General features: G+C 62.0%; 18 protein-coding genes. 13 read left to right on the forward strand and 5 right to left on the reverse strand.

Features of this window, described 5'->3' with window-relative positions:
• The first annotated feature begins 124 nt into the window (after positions 1–124).
• The 4 genes from ACFMO7_RS03635 to ACFMO7_RS03650 all read left to right on the forward strand — a co-directional run bounded on the left by ACFMO7_RS03635 (position 125) and on the right by ACFMO7_RS03650 (position 3,460).
• Positions 125–844, forward strand: a complete 720-nt coding sequence (locus ACFMO7_RS03635; RefSeq protein ID WP_376794171.1) for an FKBP-type peptidyl-prolyl cis-trans isomerase — start codon at positions 125–127, stop codon at positions 842–844.
• A gap of 189 nt (positions 845–1,033) precedes the next feature.
• Positions 1,034–1,642 (forward strand): orotate phosphoribosyltransferase, encoded by a 609-nt coding sequence (gene pyrE / locus ACFMO7_RS03640; protein WP_376794172.1) that lies wholly within the window; start codon positions 1,034–1,036, stop codon positions 1,640–1,642.
• Positions 1,639–2,511: an orotidine-5'-phosphate decarboxylase gene (gene pyrF, locus ACFMO7_RS03645; protein WP_376794173.1), complete on the forward strand. Its 873-nt coding sequence runs from the start codon at positions 1,639–1,641 to the stop codon at positions 2,509–2,511. The genes pyrE and pyrF overlap by 4 nt, the downstream gene beginning before the upstream one ends.
• A gap of 1 nt (position 2,512) precedes the next feature.
• Positions 2,513–3,460 (forward strand): dihydroorotate dehydrogenase, encoded by a 948-nt coding sequence (locus ACFMO7_RS03650; protein WP_376794174.1) that lies wholly within the window; start codon positions 2,513–2,515, stop codon positions 3,458–3,460.
• A 185-nt stretch (positions 3,461–3,645) separates the two neighbouring features.
• Here the strand turns inward: ACFMO7_RS03650 and ACFMO7_RS03655 are convergent, their stop codons facing one another.
• A complete protein-coding gene (locus ACFMO7_RS03655) occupies positions 3,646–4,872 on the reverse strand; it encodes an acetate/propionate family kinase (protein ID WP_376794175.1) in 1,227 nt (408 codons plus the stop codon).
• Between the two features lie 279 nt (positions 4,873–5,151).
• Between ACFMO7_RS03655 and ACFMO7_RS03660 the strand changes: the two genes are divergently transcribed.
• Positions 5,152–5,961: a DUF6081 family protein gene (locus ACFMO7_RS03660; protein ID WP_376794176.1), complete on the forward strand. Its 810-nt coding sequence runs from the start codon at positions 5,152–5,154 to the stop codon at positions 5,959–5,961.
• 213 nt (positions 5,962–6,174) lie between these two features.
• Here the strand turns inward: ACFMO7_RS03660 and ACFMO7_RS03665 are convergent, their stop codons facing one another.
• Entirely contained in the window at positions 6,175–7,467 is a 1,293-nt protein-coding gene (locus ACFMO7_RS03665) for a cysteine desulfurase-like protein (protein WP_376794177.1), read from the reverse strand.
• Positions 7,468–7,870: 403 nt separating this feature from the next.
• Here ACFMO7_RS03665 and ACFMO7_RS03670 point away from each other — a divergent pair, with 403 nt between their 5' ends.
• The 3 genes from ACFMO7_RS03670 to nth are packed head-to-tail and all read left to right on the forward strand — an operon-like array spanning position 7,871 to position 9,640.
• Complete coding sequence (locus ACFMO7_RS03670; RefSeq protein ID WP_376794178.1) at positions 7,871–8,185, forward strand: RRXRR domain-containing protein; 315 nt, start codon at positions 7,871–7,873, stop codon at positions 8,183–8,185.
• Positions 8,148–8,840, forward strand: coding sequence for an RRXRR domain-containing protein (locus ACFMO7_RS03675; protein WP_376794179.1), 693 nt, complete (start codon positions 8,148–8,150; stop codon positions 8,838–8,840). Before ACFMO7_RS03670 ends, ACFMO7_RS03675 begins: the two co-directional genes overlap by 38 nt.
• Positions 8,841–8,899: 59 nt before the next feature.
• The gene (nth, locus tag ACFMO7_RS03680; protein ID WP_376794180.1) at positions 8,900–9,640 is read left to right on the forward strand and encodes an endonuclease III; all 741 of its coding nucleotides are present in this window, start codon (positions 8,900–8,902) and stop codon (positions 9,638–9,640) included.
• A 200-nt stretch (positions 9,641–9,840) separates the two neighbouring features.
• On the opposite strand, the gene ACFMO7_RS03685 is transcribed toward nth, so the two are convergent.
• Together ACFMO7_RS03685 and ACFMO7_RS03690 are read right to left on the reverse strand one after the other, a co-directional pair.
• Positions 9,841–10,791: a diacylglycerol/lipid kinase family protein gene (locus tag ACFMO7_RS03685; protein ID WP_376794181.1), complete on the reverse strand. Its 951-nt coding sequence runs from the start codon at positions 10,789–10,791 to the stop codon at positions 9,841–9,843.
• A gap of 209 nt (positions 10,792–11,000) precedes the next feature.
• Positions 11,001–11,399 carry a hypothetical protein gene (locus ACFMO7_RS03690; RefSeq protein ID WP_376794182.1) on the reverse strand — a complete coding sequence of 133 codons (399 nt, stop codon included), beginning with the start codon at positions 11,397–11,399 and terminating at the stop codon, positions 11,001–11,003.
• 338 nt (positions 11,400–11,737) lie between these two features.
• On the opposite strand from ACFMO7_RS03690, the gene ACFMO7_RS03695 reads away from it, so the two are divergent.
• Complete coding sequence (locus ACFMO7_RS03695; protein ID WP_376794183.1) at positions 11,738–11,998, forward strand: helix-turn-helix domain-containing protein; 261 nt, start codon at positions 11,738–11,740, stop codon at positions 11,996–11,998.
• A gap of 1,396 nt (positions 11,999–13,394) precedes the next feature.
• On the opposite strand, the gene ACFMO7_RS03700 is transcribed toward ACFMO7_RS03695, so the two are convergent.
• Positions 13,395–15,992: a glycoside hydrolase family 15 protein gene (locus ACFMO7_RS03700; RefSeq protein WP_376794184.1), complete on the reverse strand. Its 2,598-nt coding sequence runs from the start codon at positions 15,990–15,992 to the stop codon at positions 13,395–13,397.
• A gap of 431 nt (positions 15,993–16,423) precedes the next feature.
• Between ACFMO7_RS03700 and ACFMO7_RS03705 the strand changes: the two genes are divergently transcribed.
• The 4 genes from ACFMO7_RS03705 (at position 16,424) to ACFMO7_RS03720 (ending at position 24,840) form a co-directional block, all read left to right on the forward strand.
• Positions 16,424–20,905, forward strand: a complete 4,482-nt coding sequence (locus tag ACFMO7_RS03705; protein WP_376794185.1) for a protein kinase — start codon at positions 16,424–16,426, stop codon at positions 20,903–20,905.
• A gap of 283 nt (positions 20,906–21,188) precedes the next feature.
• Positions 21,189–21,965, forward strand: coding sequence for an AAA family ATPase (locus ACFMO7_RS03710; protein ID WP_376794186.1), 777 nt, complete (start codon positions 21,189–21,191; stop codon positions 21,963–21,965).
• A gap of 206 nt (positions 21,966–22,171) precedes the next feature.
• Positions 22,172–23,950 carry an MFS transporter gene (locus ACFMO7_RS03715; protein WP_376794187.1) on the forward strand — a complete coding sequence of 593 codons (1,779 nt, stop codon included), beginning with the start codon at positions 22,172–22,174 and terminating at the stop codon, positions 23,948–23,950.
• 266 nt (positions 23,951–24,216) lie between these two features.
• Positions 24,217–24,840, forward strand: coding sequence for a hypothetical protein (locus ACFMO7_RS03720; protein WP_376794188.1), 624 nt, complete (start codon positions 24,217–24,219; stop codon positions 24,838–24,840).
• The last annotated feature ends 11 nt before the right edge of the window (positions 24,841–24,851 follow it).

Below are 24,851 nucleotides of genomic sequence, written 5' to 3' on the forward strand. Positions count from 1 at the left end.
CGGGCGGCTTGCGCAGGCTTGCTCTTGTCAGAGTGGAGGAAACATGTTAATCTCAGCGTAACAATGCACCACCATCACCACCGGGGCAGGCATTCATCACTCACAGATCGACAGAGGAGAGTGTATGACGCAGACAGCACAAGGGAAAAAAGGAGGGTCGCCGAGACAGCGCCGTCCGGGGCAGCGCCAGCAGGAGCGCATCAGGCGTCAGGTGCGGCGTCGGAGGCGTCAACAGTTGATCATCGCCACTACTGTTACGCTCGTCATCGTTGTGCTGGCCGCGCTGGGCTTCTGGCAGTATCAGCGCGTCAGCGCTCAGCAGGCAGCCTCGCGTGAGGCTACCGCCACCGCTGTCAGCAAAGCGCATGCCAACGCCACCGCCACGGCGCTGGCGCGCAACTGCTTTATCGATAGCAGCGCCTCTGCCCAGGTGCCTTCGATCTACAGCGCCACGGCCACGCCAACGGCAGGGCCGGCGACGGCGCCGGCGGTCAATGGGACGCCTGTGGTCAAGAGCGACGGTCTCAAGTATTTAGATATTCGTACCGGCAGCGGCCCGGCGGCCAGGAATGGCAGCACGGTAGAGGTGGAGTACGTTGGCTGGTTGGCCAGCACCTGCAAGAAGTTCGATAGCTCCTATGACAACAAGGGCCAGCCCTTCTCGTTTACGCTGGGCAAGGGGCAGGTCATTAAGGGTTGGGATGAGGGCCTGGTCGGCGTCAAGCCGGGGACGATTCGCCGCCTCTATATTCCGGCCAAGCTGGGCTACGGTAACCAGGCCCAAGGCTCGATTCCGGCTAACTCGGACCTGATCTTCGATGTCATCGTCCTCAGCGTCAAATAGGCTGGCTGGTTAATGTGCCTGGTGGTCTCCGGCGGGCTGGTGCGCGTCACCCTGCCAGGCGTGGGAAAGAGGATGGGGGCGCTCTTAGCCCTGGCGGAGGCCCCAAACTGGGCAGAAGCCCAGCCGGCCGGAAAGAAAAGCGTTGTTTCATCTGGTGGATGTTATGAATGATACGACGGGTGCGGTTTGATGATGGAAGGAAGCGAGCTGCAGGCGCTCTTTGAGCGTCTGGGCGTTGTCTCGAAAGGGCACTTTGTGCTGACATCTGGGCGGCACAGCGACGAGTACTGGGAAAAGTTCCGCCTGCTGGAGTGGCCGCGTGTGACCGAGCAGCTCTGTGCTGAGATTGTGGCGCGCCATGGCCGCCAGGAGATCGAGGCCGTGGCTGGCCCCACGACCGGCGGGGCGCTGTTGGCTCAGGAAGTAGCCCGTCAGCTTGGGGCGCGCTGCCTGGTGGTGGAGCCGGCGGCTGGGGGCGGGAGGGAGCTACGCCGAGGCTTTAGCCTGCGGCAGGGCGAGCGCGTCCTGGTGGTCGACGATGTCCTGACGACAGGGCTGTCGCTGCAAGAGACGCTGCAGGCCCTGCTGGTCTATGAGCCGACGGTGGTGGGAATCGCGGTACTGCTGGATCGCAGCGGCGGCGCAGCAGCGGGCCAGTTTCCTGTGCCCTGTCAGGCGCTGCTGACGGTGGCGGCGCGCACCTATGAGCCGGCTGCCTGTCCGCTCTGCGCCCAGGGACTGCCGTTGACGAAGCCCGGCAGTCGCGGCCTGGGTAGGCCGGGAGGGAGGGCGTCATGAGCGGGCCGGGCTTTTTGGAGAAGTGGCAGCGGGCCAGCCGTGAGCGCGAGAGTCTGCTATGTGTTGGGCTTGATCCCGAGCTGGAGCGCCTGCCGGAGCCGCTGCGTGGGGGCGGCCCGGAGGCCCTGGTGCGTTTCTGTCGCGAGATCGTGGAGGCAACGCTGCCCTATGCCTGTGCCTACAAGCCCAATCTGGCTTTCTTTGAGGCCCTGGGGCCGCAAGGCTGGTCGCTACTGAGCGAAGTTCTGGCGGCCATTCCACCGGAGGTGCCGGTAATTGCTGATGCCAAGCGCGGCGATATCGGACACACGGCCCGCGCCTACGCCAGGGCCATTTTCGAGCAGCTTGGTTGCGATGCCGTGACGGTGCAGCCCTACCTCGGCTACGATGGTCTCCAGCCCTTCCTGGCCTATCGTGAGAAGCTGGTCTTTGTGCTCTGTCGCACCTCGAATCCGGGTGCGCGCGACTTCCAGGACCTGCTGGTGCAGTCTGCTGAGGTGGGCGAGGGAGCGCCGGAAGGGGCAGGCTCTCAGGCCACACCACTCTATCTGGTGGTGGCGGAGCGCGTGCGGCGCTGGCAGGAGCAGCACGGCAACTGTGGCCTGGTGGCCGGGGCGACCTACCCGCGCGAGCTGGCGGCCATTAGAGCGCGGTGTCCGGAGCTGCCGCTGCTGGTCCCTGGCGTTGGAACCCAGGGGGGCGAGCTAGAGGCCGCGGTCCGGGCCGGCCTCGACGCCCACGGTGGGGGAATCCTGGTGGCGGTCTCTCGGGCAATCCTCTATGCTGATGCCGGTCACGACTACGCCGCGGCGGCCGGAGAAGCGGCGCGACACCTGCGCGCTGCCATTAATCAGGCGCGGGGGAGCTGAAATGCAGCTCGCGGTCGAACTGGCGGCGGGACGCAAGAGCAGTCTATGGCTGCGCAATCCGGTGATGTTGGCTGCCGGAACCTGCGGCTATGGTCTGGAGTATGCCAGGATCGCTGAGATTGAGCGCCTGGGGGCCATTGTCAGCAAGGGAACGACCCTGCGCCCGCGCCGCGGCAATCCGCAGCCGCGCACGCGCGAGGTGCCAGCGGGGCTGCTCAACGCCATTGGCCTGCAGAACCCTGGCGTCGAGGTGGTGATTCGCAAGTATGCTCCGATCTGGGCCACCTGGCAGACGCCGGTGATTGTCAACATCGCCGGAGAGACGGTCGAAGAGTTCGCCGAGCTGGCTGAGCGCCTGGAGGGTGTGCCGGGCGTCGCGGGTCTGGAGGTCAACGTCTCCTGCCCCAACGTGCGCGCGGGGGGCCGGGTCTTCGGCGATAGTCCCGAGGCGGTGGCTGCTGTGACGGAGGCCGTGCGTCAGAGTACGACCCTGCCGGTGATTGTCAAGCTCTCGCCTAATAGCGGCGATGCCCGTCCGACCGCTCTGGCGGCCGCTGAGGCTGGGGCCGATGCCGTCTCCCTCATCAATACCTTGACTGCCCTGGACATCGATATTGAGGCTCGGCGCCCCCTCCCGGCCCACGGAACCGGAGGTCTGTCGGGACCGGCGATCAGGCCGCTGGCTTTGCGCATGGTCTATGAGGTGGCACGCGAGTTGCGCGGCCAGGGTGGCCAGGGGCCTGCCGTACCGGTCATTGGCATTGGCGGCATTGCCTCGGCCTCAGATGCCCTGGCCTTTATCATGGCCGGCGCGCAGGCGATCCAGATCGGTACGGCCAACTTTGTCAATCCACGGACCGGGGTGCTGGTGCTCGAGGGGATCGAGCGCTTCATGCAAGAGCATGGGGTGAAGGATATCGCCGAACTGGTGGGAGCAGCTCTACCCTAAAGCCGGGCGGGAACACCTCCAACCCTCAAGGGCCGGCGGCTCAGTCTCATGCGCGCGGGATGGAACGCGCTCCGGCTGCTCGGGACCTTCATGGCTCCCAAGCAGCCCTTTGTTTGGGGACCTGGAGGAGAGGGAGGCCGGCAGCAAGGCTGTGCCGCTCTCGATGGTCCCCTGCGGGCCGCTGCTCAGGTCAAGGGACGCTGCTGCAGCAGGCGCCAGCAGGCTTCGGCGATCATCCAGTCTTCTTCGGCGCGAATGACCAGGACGCGCACGGCTGAGTTGGGGCTGGCGATATCGGCGTCGCTGCCAGGGTTGGCGTTGCGCGCAGGATCAAGGGCCAGGCCGAGGAAGCCCAGGGTCTCGCAGGCGGCGGCCCGGACCTCGGGCGCGTGCTCGCCGATGCCGCCGGTGAAGACGAGGGCGTCGACCCCGCCCAGGACAGCTAGCATGGCGCCAATCTGCAGCCGCAGGCGGTGGATAAAGGTGTTGAAGGCCAGACGCGCCCGCCGGTTCCCTTCGGCGCGTGCCTGGAGGATGAGGCGCATGTCACCAGAGAGGCCCGAGATCCCCAGCAGGCCGGATTCGCGGTTGAGGATGCGGTCGAGATCATCGGGGCTGTAGCCGCCGTGACGCAGCAGATAGAGGAGCAGGCCGGGATCGAGAGAGCCGGAGCGGGTCCCCATCATCAGCCCTTCCATTGGGGTGAAGCCCATCGTGGTTTCGATGCTTTCTCCGCCGAGGATGGCCGCCAGCGAGCAGCCGTTGCCGAGGTGGCAGGTGATGAGGCGCAGGCTGCTCAAGTCGCGGCCCAGGAGCTGGGCCGCACGGCGCGCACTGTAATGGTGGCTGAGTCCGTGGAAGCCGTAGCGGCGCAGGCCCTGGGCGAACCACTCGTAGGGACCAGGGTAGATTTGGGCCGGCAGGGGAAGGTGACGGTGAAAGGCCGTGTCAAAGACGGCGATCTGCTGTGCCTGGGGAAAAGCTTCCTCGGCGATGGCGATGGCTTCCAGACTGGCGCGGTTGTGAGATGGGGCCAGCACTTGCAGACGCTCGATGGCGGCTTTCAGCTCGGGAGTGATGAGGCTCGGTTCGCTGTAGTGGGCGCCGCCGTGAACGACGCGGTGCCCAATCGCTGTAATCTCTTCAGCCCCTTCAATAGCCCGCGTTGGTCCACTGGTGAGGCTGGCCACGATGCGCTTGAGGACGGCTGGCCGCTCGCTAAAGGCCAGCGTCTCGTGGTGCTCTTCTGCTCCCTTTCTGCGAATGGTCAGCTCGGTTTTGCCCGCTTCGTGCGACCAGTCGGCGCTGGCTTCCCATAAGGGGGCTGGCGCTTCGGACGGCAGTGAGGTCTGTACTTCGTATAGTCTGGTCTTCTGGCTGCTGGAACCGGCGTTGAAGACAAGGATTTTCATGGTTGGGCCCTGTCCTTTCGGCTGCTCTGGCTGAGAGCGACTCGTGCGCTCTACTCGCTTCTGTGCTGTTGTGCTCTCTTTCTCTCTATTATCTGATACGGACGGCGAACGTGGCGAGACACAGCCGCTGGCCGGGAAGGCGAGATTGTGAGGGAAGCGAGAGGTGGGGGGGCGGACCTTGTTCGGCCAGGTGGCTGGGTGGTAGCATGAAGTGATCGGTGCGCCGGGGTGAGCGCGCCGATGACGCGCCTATGCAGAAAGGTGGGTGAGCAAAAGGAGATGACGGAGATTCAGCAGCAACCGGCGGTGCCGCCAGTTTCGCCGGATCAGGCCGAAGAGCGCCTCGTCTACTCTGGCTACCATAGCATCATTAGTGGCGTTGAACGCCAGTGGGAGTACGGCGGCTTCCCGCTGCCGGACGGCAGTTTCTGGCGCTACCGCGAGCCGAATGCGGTAGTGGTCGTCGAGGGCGATCGTCTGCGTGTGTCAGCGGTTCCGCTGACACGCTTCCATAACGAGGTACAGATCCTGGATAACGCCAAAAATATGTTTTTCTCGACGCGCCGCTTTACGATGCCGGAGGAGGGGGAGATTCTCTTTGAGTGGGAGATGCGGGGACGCGGCATCAATACGAAGCCGCACGATCTCTACGATGGCTTCGTTTCGGCCCACCTGCTCGATTTCGCGACGGGGATGGCGCTCGATTTCTTTGTTTCGAACGATACGATCGCAACGGTTTATGCGCTCTTGCCCTTCCCCGGGGTGCCAGCCCCTCCCGATCCCGAGCCGGAGCGGGCCGTCAGGCCGAAGTACTTCTGTGATTTTAATGAGCTGCCGGTGGAGACGGCGCCCTGGCAGTGGCATCGCTACGGGATCAGCTACTGTAAGGCCCGCGATGAGGTGCGTTTCTTCCTCGATGGGCGGGAGGTTGGCCACTATAGTGAGGTGCCGTGCAAGATCGAGGGCTGTGTTCTGGCGCTGGGCCTGATGACGGAGAAGAGTATCGAAGATGGGCGCAGTGTCTCCCTCCACGGCCAGGGGCTGATCGGCGAGTGGGGACCCTTCACGGTCACGCTGCGACGGGGCTAACCCTCCCCGGCTTCAGCCGGAGGCTGGCCGAGAGCGAAGGCGAGAGAGCGCCAGCCCTCTCGCCCGTCGCCTGGGTGGGTTGGATGGCCAGGCGCGAGCGCGGACAGCCAGGAGCACCTGGCCGCCCAGATCGCTGGCTGGCTGGTTAGCTGGCTGGCACTGCTCGCGCCGGTCTTCTGCTCCGGCGACCGGATAGACCCCGGCTAACTGGGGTCAGTTGCCAGCTCCGGCCAGCTCTTGCAGAACGCTCAGGACGCGCTCGATCTCGGCGGGCGTGTTGTAGTGGCAGAGGCCGAGGCGCAGGGCGCCGCCGCGTCCTTCGAGACCGAGGCGCTCCATAAGGCCCAGGGCATAGTAGTTGCCGTCCCAGGCAAAGATGCCGCGCTCGCCCAGGGCCGTCGCCAGGGCGCGCGGATGATGGCCGTTGATGGTGCAGGCGACGGTCGGTACTCGCTGTGCCAGCTCGTCGGGCGCTGTGCCGCTGATCCCGTAGATGCGCAGCCCTTTGATCTCGCGCAGGCCAGGCAGTAGCTGGGCTGAAAGCTGGCGTTCGTAGTCGCTGATGGCCTGCATGGCCACTTTGAGGCTGCGGCGTCGACCCTGGTAGGGGCATAGGCGGGGATCGGCAGCGTAGTGGGCCGCCTGCTTCTCTCCGAGGAGGGTCAGGTAGTCTATGGCCCCGATCAGGCCGGCCACTCCCTCGTGGTTTTGGGTGCCGGTCTCCCAGCGCTCGGGGACGGCGTTGCTGGCGGGCCGCACCTTGTAGGCCGGAAAGTGCTCCAGGTGCTGGCGCTTGCCGTAAAGGATGCCCAGGTGCGGCCCAAAGAATTTGTAGGCCGAGCAGACCAGAAAGTCGACGTCGAGGGCCTGGACGTCGATCGGCCCATGGGGAGCATATTGAACAGCATCGATCCATACCAGGGCGCCAGCGGCGTGGGCGAGCTGGGTGATGCGCTGGACGTCGTTGATGGTGCCGACGGCGTTGGAGGCATAGCCGACGGCCACCAGGCGGGTGCGCTCGTTGATCTTCTCCTGCAGATCTTGCAGGTTGAGGGTGACGTTCTCGGGATGGATATCGACGGTGCGAATGACTACGCCGCGCTCCTGGAGGGCGAGCCAGGGGGCGACGTTGGCGTCGTGGTCGAGGACGGTGACGATGATTTCATCGCCCGCCTGCAGCGTTTGGCCGATAGCCCGGCTGAAGGCGAAGGTCAGGGTTGTCATGTTGGGGCCGAAGACGATCTCCGCCGGGCTGGCAGCGTTGAGGAAGTCGGCCATGGCCTGGCGCGCGGTGGCGATGATCTCGTCGGTGCGCTGGCTGGTGAAGAAGGTGCCGTGGGCGTTGGCGTTGGCCTCGCGCAGGTAGCGGGTCATGGCCTCAATGACTTGCTGGGCGACCTGGGTGCCGCCGGGGTTGTCCCAGTAGATGACCGGCTGGCCGTTGATCTCTCGCTGGAGGGCTGGGAAATAACGACGGTAGGCGCTGAGGTCGATGTGGGCTGTCATTGGCTGCTTTCCTCCTTAGCGAAGTCCCTCTTTTTCTCATGATATCACCCGTATGGCTGCCTGGATGGGCTGGCCTGTGCTATAATAGGCCCGAATGTCGGCGGGAAGTCGAGCGAGAAGGGAATGTCAAGTACCCTCACCGCCTGCAGCAGGCGGTGGCTTGCGAGAGGGACGGTCTTGCCAGGCTGCGAAAACTGCGAGGCGGTCACCGACCGCGAAAGACCAGCCCGGCCAGGCAGCCGGACCTGGCGAGGGGATTCCGGGGCGTCTGAAGGCGACTGAGCCGCCCGCCCGTGGCGGGGCAGGGATGTCGCGGATGCTCCTCTAGTTCGCGACCTCTCTGGCGGCCAGCGGCGGCGAGGAGCAATTGCCGCTCGAAAGGGCGAGAGGGAGGGGAACCTCCATGCAGTCTGTTCCTGTCCTGTCCGCTGATGGAAAGCCTCTCATGCCATGTCATCCAGCAAGGGCGAGGGAACTCGTCAGCAAAGGCCGGACGGGGCGACGGTTCCGGAAGGGCTTCTTCTCCATCCGGCTTCTGGACCGCACGGATGGCGCGGTGCTGCCCGTCGCCTGTGGGATCGATCCCGGCTCAAAGTGGAAAGGCTTCAGCGTCGTCGGTCCAAAACGCACGTGCTTGAATATCTATGCCGATGCCGTCACGCATGTAAAGAAAGAAGGCAATGGCAACCCGGCAGGCATTGCGACGGCACCGGCGTGATCGAAAGACACCGAACCGGAAACCGCGGTTGAACCGTTCCCGCGCTTCAAACCCGCTGTCCACGCAAGTCCGCTGGGGATGGAAACTCAAGATTGCGGCCTTCCTCGCGGAGCTGTATCCCATCACGACCTTTGTTGTCGAGGAGGTCAAAGCCGAAACCCGAAAGCGATGGTTCTATGCAGAACTGTTCCGGATGACGCCCGTCGTCACCCGATCCGACTGGAAAACGAAACAGTTTCGGGAGACGTTTGTGTTGCACAAGGTGAGCCGGAAATCCGCCGAGACGTTTTTTGCGCACGCAGTAGACGCCTGGGTTTTGGCCGCCTCTGAGGTTGGTGGAACGCAACCGGACTGCGCGGGGCTTGCCAGGATGGTACCCTGGCGATTCCGCTGCCGGAGCCTGCACTTGCAACATCCGGGCCAAGGCGGCGCAAGAAAGCGGCATGGCGGGACGGTCAGCCTTGGCCTGCGCCGCGGAGCGCAGGCGCTTCATCCGAAGTTTGGCTTCTGCTACGTCGGTGGGCAGATGGGCAATCGGCTCAGCTTGCTCGTAATGCGGGACGGGAGACGGCTGACGCAAAACGCCCGCCGCGAGGGCATCGTTGCGCTCGCTCCATGTTCTTGGCGGGTGTGGATACCAAAAGAAGGGAGGTGAGCGGCGCTCCTCCCCACGGATAAAGCCGGGGGTCTCCGCGCCGCTGCTGGTTGATGAGTATGGCTACGTTGCCACCAACGTATGAGGGGCCGCCACCTGCTTCGCCTGAGCATGTGCGGGCGGTGATCGCTGAACTGCGTCGTCTCTATCCCGAGGCGAAGTGCACTTTGAATTACGAGAATCCGCTACAGTTGCTGATTGCGGTCCAGCTTTCGGCCCAGTGTACGGATGAGCGCGTCAATGAGGTGACGGCCCAGCTCTTTCGCAAGTATCGCACGGTTGAGGATTTTGCGACGGCTGATCCGCAGGAGCTGGAGCAGGATGTGAAGCCGACCGGCTTCTATCGCAATAAGGCGCGCAATCTGCGGCTGACCTGCCAGCGCTTGATCACTGACTATGGCGGCGAGGTGCCACGCAGTATGGAGGCGCTCTTGAGGCTGCCAGGGGTGGCGCGCAAGACGGCCAATGTGGTCTTGGGCAACGCCTTCGGGATTGTGGAGGGGATCGTGGTGGATACACATGTGAAGCGCCTGGCGCGCCGCCTGGGCTGGACGGTGAGCGAGGACCCGGAGCAGATTGAGCGCGATTTGATGGGGATTGTGCCGCGCAAGGATTGGCTGGACCTGTCGCATTTGTTGATTTTCCACGGGCGGGCCCTTTGCCGGGCGCGCGATCCGCGCTGCGCCGACTGCCCGCTGGTGCCGCTCTGTCCTTCGGCCTTTCGGGCCAATGGAGAGTCTTCTGCTGCTGCCACCACCAGGCGCCCGCGCCGGACCTCCCACCGTCAGCCGTCTTCGTAAGGTAAGAGAGCGCACCAGCAGCAGCCAGCCCGCTCCGGCCTTTTGATCAGCACCGTCCGGGCTGGCTCTTTTTTTTGTGGAGATTGCCTTCCTAATTAGTAGATAGAATGGCACAGCCGGGTGACCGCGCTGCTGATCAGGAGAGGAGATAGACGGGCTGGCTGACTTCCTTGCCTGGGTTCGGTCCCCGGCTGGTCTGGCTAGCGGCGCACCAGGAGAGCCTGGGGAAGGACGCGAATCTCGTAGCGCTGGCCGTGGAAGACTTCGCCGTCCATCTGAACGTTCAGGGGAAGGCGGCTTTCGATGGTGAGCTGTTGGAGACGGTAGAAGTGGACTTCTGGAAGTGCGGCATGCTCGCCGCGTTTGACGACGGGGAGGAGTCTGAGAGCGCGCCCCAGCGGCGCGTAGCGAATGGCACACAGGTCAAGCAGGCCGTCGTCGGGACTGGCGCCAGGGTTGATGCGGAAGCCGGAGCCGTAGGTAGGGCCGTTGGTGACGGCCAGCAGAACGTAGCGCTGGAAGGTTGCTGCGGGCGGGGCGGCGGAATCGACGGGGACGAGGCTAAAGCGCAGCCAGGGACAGCGCCGGTAGCCGAAGAGGAGTTGGCGCAGGGTGGAGCTGTAGTAGAGGCGCATGCCGGTCATAAAGGGGATCTTTTTGAGCTGGCGGGCACCGGCGGCGATGTCGGCGTCAAGGCCGACGCTGAAGGAGTTGGCGAAGTAGCGCTCGTTGGCCTGGCCAGCGTCGATGGGCTTGGGTTCGCCGTCAAAGGCGCGCTCGACGGCGGCCTCGGGATGGCGAGGGAGGTTGAGGGTGTTGTAGGCGAAGTCGTTGCCAGAGCCGGCGGCGATGATGCCGAGGGGAACGCGCTGGCCACTGCTGAGGATGCCGTTGACGACTTCGTGGATGGAGCCATCTCCGCCAACGACGATGATTGGCCGTCCCTGGCTGGCGGCCTCGCGCGCCAGGCGCTCGGCCTGACCGGCCTGGGTGGTTTCGCAGTAGTCGGCGCCGGTGGCGGCGGCGCGCTGGCGTACCAGGGCTCGGTAGCGCTGCATGCGGCCCTGGTTGGCGGTGGGATTGAGGATGACCAGGGGCGCTCGGGTGGCAAGCGGAGATGATGAGGGTGAGGTAGTAGAAGCGATCTCCATTGAGGGCCTCCAGGCGGCAGAGTGTGATGAGTGTGATGCGCCTGGATTGTAGCATGTTTGTGCTCTGCCGTGAAGAAGGGAAGGGCAGCCCCTTCCCTTGTCTGCTTCCTGCCCGCTTGCCTGTTGTTGCTCTTGCTTGATTGCTACGCTGCCCACCTGTCTCCCGACCGGCTGGTAAGCGGCTGGGCTGGTGACAGGGAAAAGGCTGACTAAAGGGCGGCGCTGGCCTGGGTGAGGGGAGGACTCTCGGGAGTATTGTTCTGAGCGCGCTGCAGGATGGCGTGCAGCTCGGCCAGACGCTGGCGCCGTTCGGGGCGGCTCTCGGGCTGCAAAGGTCCACTGAGGTAGCCCGCGATCAGGCCGATCACGTTGGCAACGCCCTCTGGCAGGCTAGTGAGCAGATCGCCGTCCTGCTCTAGCTGATAGCGGCCCTGCTCATCGGGGGCGGCGATGAGCCAGAGCAGCTCTGTGGCAGCCAGTTGGTTGCTCCTGGCTCGCGAGGAGACCAGGCTCTCGAAGTAGTATTTCCGACCTTCGCGAAAGCCTCGGGCGAAGGCTTCGTCGTTCAGGACGAGGGTGCTACGACCCCATTGCAGTTGTTCTACCATCTCGGTGTACTCCTTTCGCTCAGCCTGACAACCTCCAGCAATAGCGGTCCTGTGGGACTCTTACCGGCACCTCTGTGCCTCCGACAAGCGAACGGATGGCCAGCTACCAGCGCCATTCGGTCCCCGGCTGGCCTGCTCCGCTCCTTGCCTCTCTCAAAGTATAGCATGGTCAATCTGAGAAATCAATACAAAGTGGTTATAAAGGTCAAATAGATATAATATAAATATTGTTAAAATTGATTAAAGGTGGTTAAAAAGATATAAATGGTCTATTGCTTACTTTTAGAAAAATTTGGTAAAATGGTAAGAGCAAGACAACCTCGAGGGGTTAGCCGTAAATGGAAGACCAGAGAAACCACAACGATGAGTGGCTCACTGCCACTGAGGCCGGAAAGCTTATAGGGGTCACGCGCAGAACGGTGGTGAGGATGGTAGAGAGAGGGGAAATAACGGGGTACCGGGTGGCCTCAGCCTGGAGATTCAAGCGCAGCGATCTCGAGGCATACCTTGATCAGCACCGATATGGTCCGGGGCGCAGTCCGAAGGAGGGGCAGGATCAGGCTGGCGCGGGTGCCGATGGGACGACTGCTGAGCCATAGCTGAACGGGAGAGGCGTGGCCTCAGGAGGGTGCTGGGCAGACAGGAAGTGAGCCGGGGCGGCCAGGGAGTGGCCATGGCCAGGCCAGGATATGGTTGAGCCTTGGGCGAGCTGACCTGGTTAGTCTGGCTGTTCTGGCGGCTCCGGCTCGCTGTTGGCCTGCTTTTGGTCTGCAGCTTCCGGGGACGGCAGTGACCCTTAGGGGGGTATTTCTTCCACCATCGGCTCTGCTCGGGCGGTCTCCCTCAGAATTGTGGAACCGCCTGAAACGTTGGCCTGGCGGCGCAGCACCTCCCAGGCTTCGGCGTGTGCTGGCCTGGATTTCTGCGAGGCATGCAGACTTGCTGTGCCTTGGGGTCTTGGCTGGTTACACTCAGGTGCTGCAGTGGAGGACCTCCTCTGGCCGGCGTGCCCGCGGGCAGGTCAGGACGCGCTGCAGGCGCTGGTGCCGTTCGCTCTCCTCTGGGGGGAAGCGGGTCGAAATCTCTCATCAGGGGGTGGGTAATCTCCTCGCGCTCGCTGGAGCTTGTTTCATCCTGCTCTCCCTCCTGAGCGGGCAGGGTGAGGGATGGCGGGGACGAGTCAGGCACCTGGAGGGAAGCTCCCCCGCCACAGATTGGTGCCTGAGGGGGGCCGCTTCGAAACTCGCCGGACAAGCCCTCAGGAAAAGGGCGTTGAGAGCCTGTAGAGGGCCAAGAAGCTGCCTCTTCTGCAGCTCTGATTATGGAGAGTAGGTTTATGACCGCTCGGAACTTGCCCCTTGAGCGCTGCAGCCGATGAGTTTCGAAGTGAGTCGTGGCAGGGGGGGAATGGAGAGGGAAACGGAACAGAGCGAGGCGCTCAGCTGCCAACAACGGGGCCTGAATCGTTAGGGCAGATGGAAGATGTACCCCAGAGGGGTTTTCGGGGGGTCGGTTGCAGAGGCATCGATCCGCGTGGGGATACTGAAAGTTGGATGTCTGCATACATGCATAGAGCGATAGTAACGTTGCAGAGGCAATGATCCACGTGAGGATACTGCAGGGAGGATACTGAAATGACGGCAAGGGCAACTTTGTTGGCGGGGGCGTCTTCCCGATGGGAGAAAACTGGCGCTTGTGTCTGGAAGTTTGCACACCCGATCGCCGGCTGCATGAGGGAGAGATCCGGCTCCTGATCCGCCAATAAATGGCGGTTTATCCGCGGGCGACCGGCTGAGCCTGGGAGGAGCGAGGGGCCTTCGCTAAGGAGAAAGTGGGCGCTGCCTCCTCGCTCCTCTCCTACCAGGACTAACAGTGCTCGTTGGGGAAGGGAAAAGGTCTAATCTCGGCGACCCGCAAGCCGGCTACGGTGATCAAGGGCCTGGCGAGCGCTCCGGCTGGTGCCTCCCCTGGCGGCAAAGCGGGCGGCGGTCTGGCTTACGAAGTGATAGGCACGTTCCAATTGCCGCCGCCATTGTTATCCCAATTATTGGCATCGTCGTGGAAAGCGAAATTGATCTGGGTAGCATCGGTTGGCACGCTGATCGTCACCTGCCAGAAGCCATCGCTGCGCTTCACCAGGGCTGCATCGGGCGGAATATTCTGCCAGCCGTTCTCGCCCCAGCGGATATAGACGTGGGCATGCGAGGCCAGCCAGCCATTGTAATAGATCGTCAGGGCCTTACCGGGATGGAGCTGGTTGGGATCGTAGTCGACTACCCAGCCACTATGAGGCTGATAGGCATTGGTCACATAGCGGCTGTAGGTGATCGAAGGCATATCAACCACACGGTGGTTAGCCTGTGAGAAGAGCAAGACGATGTACTCGCCCATAGCCCAGTTGAGAGGATTCATCGATTTCGTTGGCGTCCCGGCGGTATAGCCACTGGGGGCGGCCAGGTCCCAGATCTGTTCTGGAATCATCCCTGAGGAATTGGCTGCTGCCATCAGCGCGCTCAAGTACAGGTCGGCATCGCCACCGGCGGCGATGGTGTAAATGCCGCGCTCTGCCGTCAGTACGGGCCACAGGCGTCCGATGCCGGTGCCATTGTAATTGGAGCCGTCGCTATGCTCACCGTAGCCGTCGTGATTATAGCGGAACCAATAGGGGTAGCCGTTGACGGTCTCCTTGATGGTCGCATCAACCACCGGCAAAGAGAGCGTAATATAGGGTGAGTTGGCCGGCATCACTCCCAGGCGCACCAGCTCCAGAAAGCCGGCGTCCACAACGGTCCGCTCATCGTAGGTGCCGCCGCCGTTGGCGATCGTAATGGAGGCGCCATCGTTCGGATTGCCGTTGCCATCGATGCGCTCGAAGTAGTAGCCGCCGCCCAGGGGACCGCTGGTTGTGAAAGTCCAGTTCTGCACCATTCCCTGGTAATAGTCGGCGGTATTCGTATAGCGTGTCTGATCGGTCGTATCGCCGTTGACACGTGCGATGTCGGCGGCGCAGAGCAGGCCGGCGATCTCCGCAGCGATGGTTGAGGGACTATAGCCGCTGTTCTCCTCCCAGCGCTCTTGGCCGGTGCGCGGACCGTTGCTGACGATATAGTCGGCGGCCTTCTTGATGTGGTTCACAAAGGTACTATTATCGGTCAAGCCCAGCTTCCAGGCCAGGATGATGGGGAAAGCCTGCTCATCCATCTGGATCCCATTCCAGTAGGGCGTCCCATTCACATAGCTGTTCTGGGGGAAATGCCCATCGGCCTGCTGCTGGGTATTAAAGGCCCACTGGACAGCGCGCAGGGCGTCAGCGCTATCGCCAGCCACGATCAGGGCACTGGCGATCTTGTACATATCGCGTTCCCAGACCAGGTGATAGCCAGCGTCGCCATCGCCATTGGTATCGCCCCAGGGCGTGCCCAGGCCGGCCACGAAGGCTCCCGTCTGCTTATCCTGAGAAGCCTTCAGCACATTGACAGCCAGGTAGTACTCCTGCTGGCGGGCCTGCTGAATAGCTGTCGTACTGCCAACCGCTGGGGGGCTGACGAGGCCATTGTCGAAACTGTTCCACTGGGAGACGTAGGTTGCCAGCATATTCGAGCTGTCGCTCAGGGTGGCGTTGAGCGTCTGCTCAGCGACCGTTGCGGCGGAGGTACTGCCGCTGGTCTGACCGAAGGAGAGCACGAGCTTAAAGGTGATCGTCGTGGCGGTGCTCGTATTGACGCTGCCGCCGTTCGAGAGGTCGAGCAGGCCCATCTGGGCAGTGTTGCCGTTGCTGGCCAGGCTGTACGTATAGTTCATCGTATAGTCTGGACAGCTACTGCTCCCGCAGTTGCTGGAGGCTTTCAGATCGGTCCAGCCATCGTTGACACCGACAAAGCCCGAGCTGGTCATCCCCGAGACGTAGGGGAGCGAGGCGGCCAGAGCGCTGGCATAGTTGCCCGAGCTATCGGTCGTCACCAGCATCGTGCGCCCGTTGTAGGTTTGGGTAGAGCTGGTATTGTTGTTGCCGGCATTGTGAATGGCCGGATTGTACAGAACGTAGAGGAGATAGTTCGAGAGCGTGCCGCTGAGGGCCGTGAAAGTCACCTGTTGAATCAGCGAGTTGCGAGCGGGATCGGTATAGATGATCTTCGTAATGCGGTAACGCCCATTCTTGGCGGTGTTGGTTACCTGCCAGGCCAGCGAATGAGCGTTGTAAAGTTGGACGCTGGAGGTGGTGGCGACCTTCTCCTCGTCAACCCAGCTATGACCGCTATCGCCGATCAAGAACTGGAGATCGGTGGTGTTGGCCGTATCGGCGGTGGGGAAAAAGACCTCGCTGATAATGCCGTTGAAGCCGGTGAACCAGACATCGCTGGTGGTATTGGCGGCGGTGCCAAGGAAAGCCTTGTTGGAGGGCGCCCAGATAGAAGAGTAGCCCGGCCCATTGGGAGCCGTGCCCGCAGCCCTCACCTGCCGGGCGCCACTGGGAAGAAGCAGCGCACAGACGAGCAAAAAGGCCAGCAGGCCAGTGCGCCCAAGACGGAGCAACCAGGCAGCGTGCCAATGCACGGAGTCGGACGATACTGCATCAAGCCTCTTGCTGCCCATACTTTCTCTCCTTTTTCGACGTTGGCGGCTCAAATGGTCACCAGTGACACAAATCAAGCCAATGAGCAATACACAGGAGCCGCTGCCCCTGGCGACACTCTTCAATAGCTGCAACAATCATGCCAATTTCTGTGTGACACACTGTGACACTCGAGAGGGGCTGACGTCACCAGGAATGGCTGCCCTGGCTGCTGAAGAGGACTCAACGGAGCAGAGGAGGCCGGAAGAGCCGGGCGAGAGGGATAGGAGAGACCTTCGTGAGCCGCTCTTCTGCTGCGAACTGGCTCACTTGACAGTAGCAAGCAAGAGGAGTACCCTGTCTTTGAAGGCTCGTATACCGGGCAAGTGAGGTATGCTGAGCGTATTGCGCAAGATGGCCTGCCGCTTCTGAGAAGCGAGGCGCTAGTTAGCAGCAATCGAGGAGCCTGGCAATGCTGCAACCGGGCCAGCGGCTTGGCAATTACCGGCTGATTCGTCTGCTGGGCAGCGGATCGTACGGCACGGTCTACCTGGCCGAGCATCTTTATTTGGAGACTCGGGTCGCCATCAAAGCTCTTCCCCAGCTTCCGAAAGAGGAGGACGAGCAGGCTTTTTTGCGCGAGGCTCAGATCCTGGCTCGCCTGCGTCACAGGCATATCCTGCCGGTGCATGAGTTTGCCATCAAGCGTGGTCAGCCCTATCTGGTCATGGATTACATCCGTGAGGGAACCTTGCTGGATCGGCACCCCCGTGGCTCACGTCTTCCTCTCCGTACGGTCGTCGGCTATGTCCAGGAGCTGGCAGAAGCTTTGCAATACGCCCATAATCATAGCATTGTCCATCGCGATGTCAAGCCGGAGAATATCCTCCTTGGAAGTGAAGGGCTGTTGTTAAGCGATTTTGGCATTGCTCTCCCCCTCTTGGAGCAGGGGCGCCAGCCTGGCGGTGAAACCGCCCTGGCAGGCACGCTGGCCTACATGGCGCCCGAGCAATTGCGGGGCCAGCCGACCTATGCCAGCGATCAATACGCCCTGGCCATTGTTGCCTATGAGCTGCTCTGCGGTGTACGGCCTTTTCAGGGCCGGGCCGTTGAAGTGGTCAACCAGCATTTCACGCGCGAGCCGCCGTCGCTGCGCGAGCACGATCCTGCTCTGCCGGAGGCCGTTGACCGGGTCATTCGCCGGGCCCTCTCCAAAAAGGCCGAGGAGCGCTATCCGGCTGTCCTCCTCTTCGCCCAGGCCCTGGGCCGGGCTGCCAGGCAGGCGGAACTAAAGTCAGCGATTGAGATCGGGGGGAAGGGAGCTGGCGGCGGTAAAGGCAACGCCTGCGCGATTGTGGCCTTTGGGGATGAGCAGCTTCCTGTCTGTCAGCGTCTCTTGCAGGATCTGCACGAGTGCGGCCTGACGGTTATCTCGGCCCGCAGCTGTGAGCAGGCCGAAGAGCTGGCTCTTCGCCAGATGATGCGTGCTGCTCAGCTCGTGCTGGTAGTCCTGACCATCCAGGATCAGGAGATGCCTGTTTCTGAGCGGCTGCTCCAGATGGCCAGACTCTATCAACGTCCGGTACGCTATTTCCTCATAGGCCAGAGACCCCCGCCTGGGAACGCCTGGCCGCTCGCGGAAGCAGTACCGCCGGCCTTTCTCAGCGATGGTTGCGGTGCCAGGTACGGGGAGGCGCTGGCAGAAATTATCTGGCAGATCAACAGCAGTGAGCGCCGGGAGAAGCAGGAGATCATTGCCATCGATCAAGGGACCGAAGTGCGCAATCCCTACAAGGGACTGCGGGCCTTCACCCAGGAAGATCAGGGCGATTTCTTTGGGCGTGGGAGACTTCTGCAGGAGCTGTTAGCCCGGCTGCTAACCCTGCTGGGTGGAGGAGCGGCAGGCCCCGCCGCGCGCCTGCTGATGCTCATCGGCGGAGTTGGGGTCGGTAAATCCAGCCTGCTCATGGCCGGCCTGCTTCCCCGGCTGCAGGCGGGGGCTTTGCCAGGAAGTCAGAACTGGTGCTATCTGCCCATTTTCAGGCCAGCCTATCAGCCTCTAGAGGCTCTCGCAGAAGTACTGGCTGCTAGTGGAAATCAGGTGGAGAAAGAGGCTATCCGCACCGCCCTTCTCCAGGGAGATAGCGCTGGGCTGCATCGCCTTGCCTTCACGCTCGCTCCCAGCCAGCCCTATCTTGTTCTGGTGATTGACCAGTTCGAAGAACTCTTCACCCCTGAAGTCAGCGAGGCCGAGCGGCAACGCTTCATAGAGCTGATTGCCACCGCAGTTACTGCCCCTCATGGCAAGCTGCTGCTACTGCTTACCCTCCGGGCCGATTGTTACGATCGACCCCTGGCTTATCCTGCTCTGGCCCAGCTCCTGCAAGGGCCGGCCCATTGCCCTGTAGGGCCAATGGGCCTCGACGAGCTGCGCGACATAATCGAGCAGCCGGCTATGCTGCCCGATGTCCGGCTCGTTTTCGACGAAGATCTGGTGGCTGATCTGCTCCTCGATATACGCGACCAGCCTGGCGCTCTGCCTCTGCTCGAATTCACCCTTGACCAGCTCTTTCACCAACGAAGTGGCCGTCGTCTCACCCGGCGTGCCTACGAGGCCATCGGAGGAGTGCGTGGTGCTCTGGCGCGCCATGCTGAGAGCACCTATGCCGCTCTCCCCTCGGACCAGCATCGTTTTCTGGCGCGCCAGCTCTTCCTGCGTTTAGTCCAGCCAGGACGGGAAGGGCAGGCTCCGCTGCGTCGCTGGGTCCGCCAAAGTGAATTAGCTTTTGAAGACGAACGCCAGACCCGTCTGATGGAGGAGACAGCGACCGCCTTTATAAAGGCCCGACTGCTCACGAGCGAGCGCCGGGCGGGAGAGGTCGTGCTCGAAGTCAGCCATGAAGCACTGCTGCAGGAATGGCCACGGCTGGTGGACTGGATGCGTCAGGTCGGTGAAGATCTTCTTCTCCAGCACAGAGTCAGCGCCGATGTCCAGGAATGGTGGCGGCGGGGCAAGCCGCGGGATCGCCTCTATCGTGGCTCGCAGCTCAAGGAGGCCCTGCGCTGGCAGGAGCGATCTTCTCTGAACGTCCATGAGGTCGCCTTTCTGCAAGCCAGCCGGCGGGCCAGCACACTCAGGCGCGTCGGCCTTGTCCTAATCGTCTTGATCATACTAACGCTGCTCATACCTGCAGGCGGACTCCTCTATCTACAGGTTGCGCCGCTGCAGGTCACCTCGCTCCAGGATGACGGACCAGGCTCGCTGCGGCAGGTCATTGCTGAAGCGAAGCCCGGCCAGGCCATCAGCATCCAGTCGGGCCTGACCGGCGTCCTCTCTCTCACTCACAGCCTCGACATCAATAAGAATCTCACCATTCGTGGCCCGGGGGCCGACAAGCTCACGATCAGCGGCCAGCCGGACGCCGAGAATGGCTATGCCATCCACATTCTCGGTCGGACGGAGGTTCTCTTCAGCGACCTCAGCTTCAGCGAGCGGCAGCCCAGTCCCAACAGTTTCTTTTTCAATCAGGGAAAGCTGACCTTGCAGCGCTGCCGTGTCAGCCGAATCACTGTGACCTCTATTACCAGCAGCAACGGGTCGACCCAGGTGGAAGGCAGTGCCATCGAAAATAGCCCGCAGGCCGAGCTGTTTCTGCTACAGAGCAGTATAACCCACGTCCAGAGCAACGGCTTTGGCGCTCATGCCGCGGCCATTCTCAACAATGGAGGAAGCGTCGCTCTGAGCGGAAGCCAGATTACCGATAACAGTGTCAAAGATACGGATAGTCGAGGAGACAGCGCCGGGGGAGGAGTTATCGTCACCCTCAAAGGCAGTCTGACCCTGACTGACAGCATCATCGCGAATAATCAGGTTAGCAGCCAGGAGGACGCCTATGGCGGTGGCATCTCTGCCCTCAATAGCAAAGTGCAGCTCACCAATACGCGACTGGTTGGCAACACCGTCATCGCAGCCCATCGAGGAGTAGGGGCGGGCCTGCAAGCCTCGGGAGGCCAGGTCATCTTGAAAAACAGCCTGGTCAGTGGTAACGTCGCGCAGGCCCAATTTGCTTCTGGGGGAGGTCTCATCATGATTGATGGGCAAATGACCCTTATAGATAGCACGGTGACGGGCAACAAGGCCAATGGCCAGGGAAACGCTGCTACGGGAGGTGGCCTGGTAGTTGAGGGAAGCCTGACGGTCACTGCCAGCACCATTACCAGCAACGTGGCGACCTCAACCACCACAAGCCCAGGCTCTGTTGGTGGTGGGGGACTCACCATTATGGGCAGCCTGATGATGACAGCCAGTACGGTAGCGAATAACCTGGCTCAGGCGCAGGCTGGCGATGCTGAGGGTGGCGGTATCCTGGCCATTCCGCCCTCGTCAGACACGGGATCACAGCAGAGCAGCTTCAGCCTGGTCAATACCACGTTCTCGGGCAATAGCGCCCAGGGACGTCGTCAGAGCTTTGGCGGCGGTCTGGCCCTTGACGAAATCAATGGCCGTCTCGACTTCTGTACTATTTATGGCAACCACGCCGCTGCTGGCGGCGGCCTGGTGGTTGCCACAACGAGTCAGAGCCATTCGCAGATCACGCTTGCCAACTCCTTGCTCGCGGCCAACATTGCGGCGCGTGCCCCCGATCTGTTGGGACGTGTGACGAGCGAAGGCTATAACCTCGTCCAGCAGACTGAGGGAGCCATCTTCTCTGATCCGCTGCAACGCCACCACCTGGATCTGCTAAACATCAGCTCATCCGCGCTCGACGTAGATCCGCTCCTGCGCGCCAATGGAGGAGCCACGCCCACCCATGCTCTGCAGCAGGGAAGCCCAGCCATCAACCGCATTCCTCCCGCCGACTGCGACGTGGCTGCCGATCAGCGCGGCGTGCGCCGGCCCCAGCAAGGCGCCTGCGATATCGGAGCGTACGAATATAGCCCGTCGACGCACTGAAGGTGATCGACCCGCGCCAGACCGGCTCACACTCCGGCTTTCTGGCCGGTGACCGTCCTCCTCAGCCGGTCCGTCCGTCCTTGATACATTACCTCTTCTGCGCCCTTTTCACCCGCCCGCCGCTCAGCTACCGGAATCGCTGTCCTGCTGACCTTGATCATTTAGTTTGAATGTAGTATAGTTGGTAAGTGAGATAATTTGAATATCAAATTAAAGGCTGGTCGCTTGAGGAGGCTGATGCGAGGAGAGCGTTGGCCTGGCGGCCAGAGGAAGGAGGCAGGGTATGAGTGGAGAGTCCAGCCTCATCAACCAGATGAGGGCGGTGACCATCTCGCGTGAGTATGGGAGTGGTGGGGGAGAGATTGCCAGGAGGCTAGCGGAGCGGCTGGGTTGGCATCTGGTGGATCACGAAGTTGTGGTCCAGGTAGCACGGGAGCTGGGAGTCAGCGAAGAGGAAGCGGAGGCGCGCGATGAGCGAGTTGAGGGTCTGCTCTCGCGCATTCTCACCAGCATGCAGGGCATTGCCCCAGCGGTCTACCCAGCGATCTATGATGAGAGCGCGCCGGTGGCCCTCTTTACCAACCCCGAAGAATATCGCGAGGCTGTCAACCGGGTTATCAAGGGGGCCTTTGCTGTCGGGAAGGTTGTCATAGTGGGGCGGGGGGCTCAGGTTGTCCTGGGCGAGCGCCGCGATGTACTGCACGTACGCATTGTGGCCTCACTGGAGAGGCGCATCCCCTACGTCATGCGCCGCGAGGGCCTTGACGAGCATGCTGCTCGATCGCGCATCCAGAGCAAAGACCACGATCGCGAGCGCTATCTGCAGAGGGAGTATCGGCGCCATCCGGCTGATCCCCACCTCTATGACCTGGTGCTCAATACCGATGTGCTAGACCTGGATAGCGTGGTCGATCTGATCGTGCTGGCCCTGGAGCGCAAGGCCCGCCGCCTGGCTCTGCCAGAGCAGGAGCTGGGGCCGGGGGCCGGCCTGGCCCCCTACCGTGGGCGCCCGGGCGATCTGCGCCTTCCTTATGATGAGGAGACGCCTGGGAGAGCCTAGGGAGAGAGACGCGCCGGCCAGGGACGACGCTCGCGCGGCGCCAGCTCAGCGAGTCAGGCAGACCGAACTGAGCTGGCGCTCTCTCTCGGGCTGAGCTGTCTGTCTGAATCGGGCCAGGGAGCGGCTCTTTCTCTCCTCAGTGTATTCATGTAGTGAAATTTATTATAGTTTGAGTGAAAGTAAGAGAGAAGGTGAGCGAGAGCGGTATGGCACGGAGTGAGACGTTACAGCAGCAAGTGCAAGTGAGCGGAGAGCAGCCCCGAATCAGTCCGCACTACAAATGGATTGCGCTGTCCAATACCACATTGGGCATGCTCATGGCAACGGTAAACTCGAGTATTCTGCTAATTGCCCTGCCAGCGATCTTCACCGGTATCGGCATCAACCCGCTGGCGCCTGGGGAGACCAACTATTTCCTCTGGCTGCTGTTGGGTTACATGGTTGTCACGGCCACGCTCCTGGTGACTCTTGGGCGTATCTCCGACATGTTCGGGCGCGTGCGCATGTACAACCTGGGGTTTGCCATCTTCACCCTGGGGAGCATCCTCCTCTTTTTAACGCCGGGCACGGGCAACACCGCGGCCCTGGAGCTAATCATCTTCCGTCTCATCCAGGGGGTTGGAGGGGGATTCCTCTTTGCCAATAGCACGGCCATTCTGACCGATGCCTTCCCTCCACATCAGCGAGGGATGGCGATGGGCATCAACCAGATTGCTTCCATTCTCGGCTCCATCATCGGGCTGATCCTGGGAGGTATTCTGGCCACCATCAACTGGCGAGTTGTCTTCCTTGTCAGCGTCCCCTTTGGTCTCTTTGGAACCGTCTGGGCCTACTGGATGCTGCGCGAGACAGCGACCATTCGCGGTCATCAAAAGATCGACTGGCTGGGAAACATTACCTTTGCCCTGGGTCTGACCATTCTGCTGATCGGCATCACCTATGGCCTTGAGCCGTACGGCAATCAGCCGATGGGCTGGACCAACCCGCTGGTCATTTTGGCGATCGTGCTCGGGGTTGTCCTACTGGTAGCCTTTGTCTTTGTCGAGCTGCACGTCAGTGATCCCATGTTCCGCCTCGATCTCTTCAAGATCCGCATGTTTACGGCCGGGAACCTCAGCAGCCTGCTGGCCAGCATCGCGCGTGGCGGCCTGCAGTTCATGCTGATCATCTGGCTGCAAGGGATCTGGCTGCCGCTGCATGGCTACAGCTTTGAGGAGACGCCGCTGTGGGCCGGCATCTACATGCTCCCTCTGATGATTGGCTTCATTGCCTTTGGCCCCTTGAGTGGCTGGCTCTCCGACCGCTTTGGGGCGCGTCTCTTCTCGACCCTGGGCATGATTGTGCAGGCCCTGGGTTTTCTGCTCTTGACCTTTCTGCCAGCCAATTTCGACTACATCTGGTTCGCTCTGATCCTGCTGCTGATGGGTATTGGGCAGGGAATGTTTGCCGCTCCCAACACGACGGCGATCATGAACAGCGTGCCTGCGGACAGGCGCGGCGTGGCTTCGGGCATGCGCTCGACCTTCCAGAACTCGGCCACGGTCATGAGCATCGGTCTCTTCTTCAGCGTGGTGACGATTGGGCTGGCCTCTGCCTTGCCGCCTGCTCTCTCCTCGGGCCTGACGGCTGCCGGTGTGCCTGCGGCTGTAGCGGAGAAGATCGCCCATCTGCCGCCTACCTCGGCTCTCTTCGCGGCCTTCCTGGGCTACAATCCGATGGCTACCCTCCTGCCTGCCCCAGTTCTGCAGCATATTGCTCCAGCTCAGCGTGCCCACCTGCTAGGGAAGATGTTCTTTCCGAACCTGATCGCCTCGCCCTTCATGTTCGGGCTGCGCTCGGTCTTCTACCTCTCGCTGGTCCTCTGCCTGGTGGCAGCCGTGGCATCGCTGTTGCGTGGCCGGCGCTACATCCATGACATCGAGGCTGCAGCCTCACCGACTGAGGTCGCACCTGCTCCTTCCGCCGGGCGCGACCCTGGAGAATGAGGCACCAAGCCGAACTCTGACCGCTACCTGAAAGCGAGCGTGGGCCTCCGCCGTATCTATGTCCCACGCTCGCTCTGGTCAGCGGTGGTGACTGGAATGCCCCTTTACCCCAGTGCGCGACTCCGGTCTTCTTGCTCTCTCTGACTACCTCCTGGCTACCTCACCGTGACTTTGTACTCAATCCTCGCTACTTGACAGTTTCTCCTGGCCGAACTTACACTCTCTTCTGCTGAAAGGTTGTTCTCCTGTTCCCTGGAGAAAGGTCTATGGTGCTCCTGATTCTTTTGGGCGCTTTCGCCCTCATGCTCGTCCTGATTCTCCTCTGGCGGCGCACCATTCAGGCTAGCGAGCGGGCGTTTCGGCTGGAGCTGGAGTCTACCAGTTACGACAATGGTCTTGGGTCAGCCGGTGAGAGGCTCTTGCCCCTCTTGATCGAGCGCGGCGAGAGGATCGCAGCCATCAGGCACTATCGCCAGCTCACCGGCGTTAGTCTGAAGAGGGCCAGGGATGCCATTGAAGAGATGCTGGCCGGTCGGCGCTCGGCTCTCCCTCCCTTTATGCCGATCGCCGCGCTGGACCTGAGCGCGGTCCGTGAGCTGATCGTGGCTGGTGAGCGTCAAGCCGCTCTCCAGCGCTATCAGGAGGCTACCGGCCTGCCGCAGCGAGTTGCCGCCAGAGCGATCGAGGCTATGGAGCAAGCCGTTGTTGGCGGTAGCCCGGAGGCCGCAGTGCCAGGCGAGTTGGAACGGTCTGCCTGGGAAGAGATACGGGCTGCCATCCGGAGCGGAGAGAAGCTCAAAGCCGTCAAGCTTTATCGCGAGCTAACAGGGGCCAGTCTGCTGAGAGCCAGACAGGCGATCGAGAGGCTGGAGCAGAGTGAGCGATCGTGAGTGAGGCGAGG

Source organism: Thermogemmatispora sp., from assembly GCF_042408735.1.
GTDB lineage: Bacteria > Chloroflexota > Ktedonobacteria > Ktedonobacterales > Ktedonobacteraceae > Thermogemmatispora.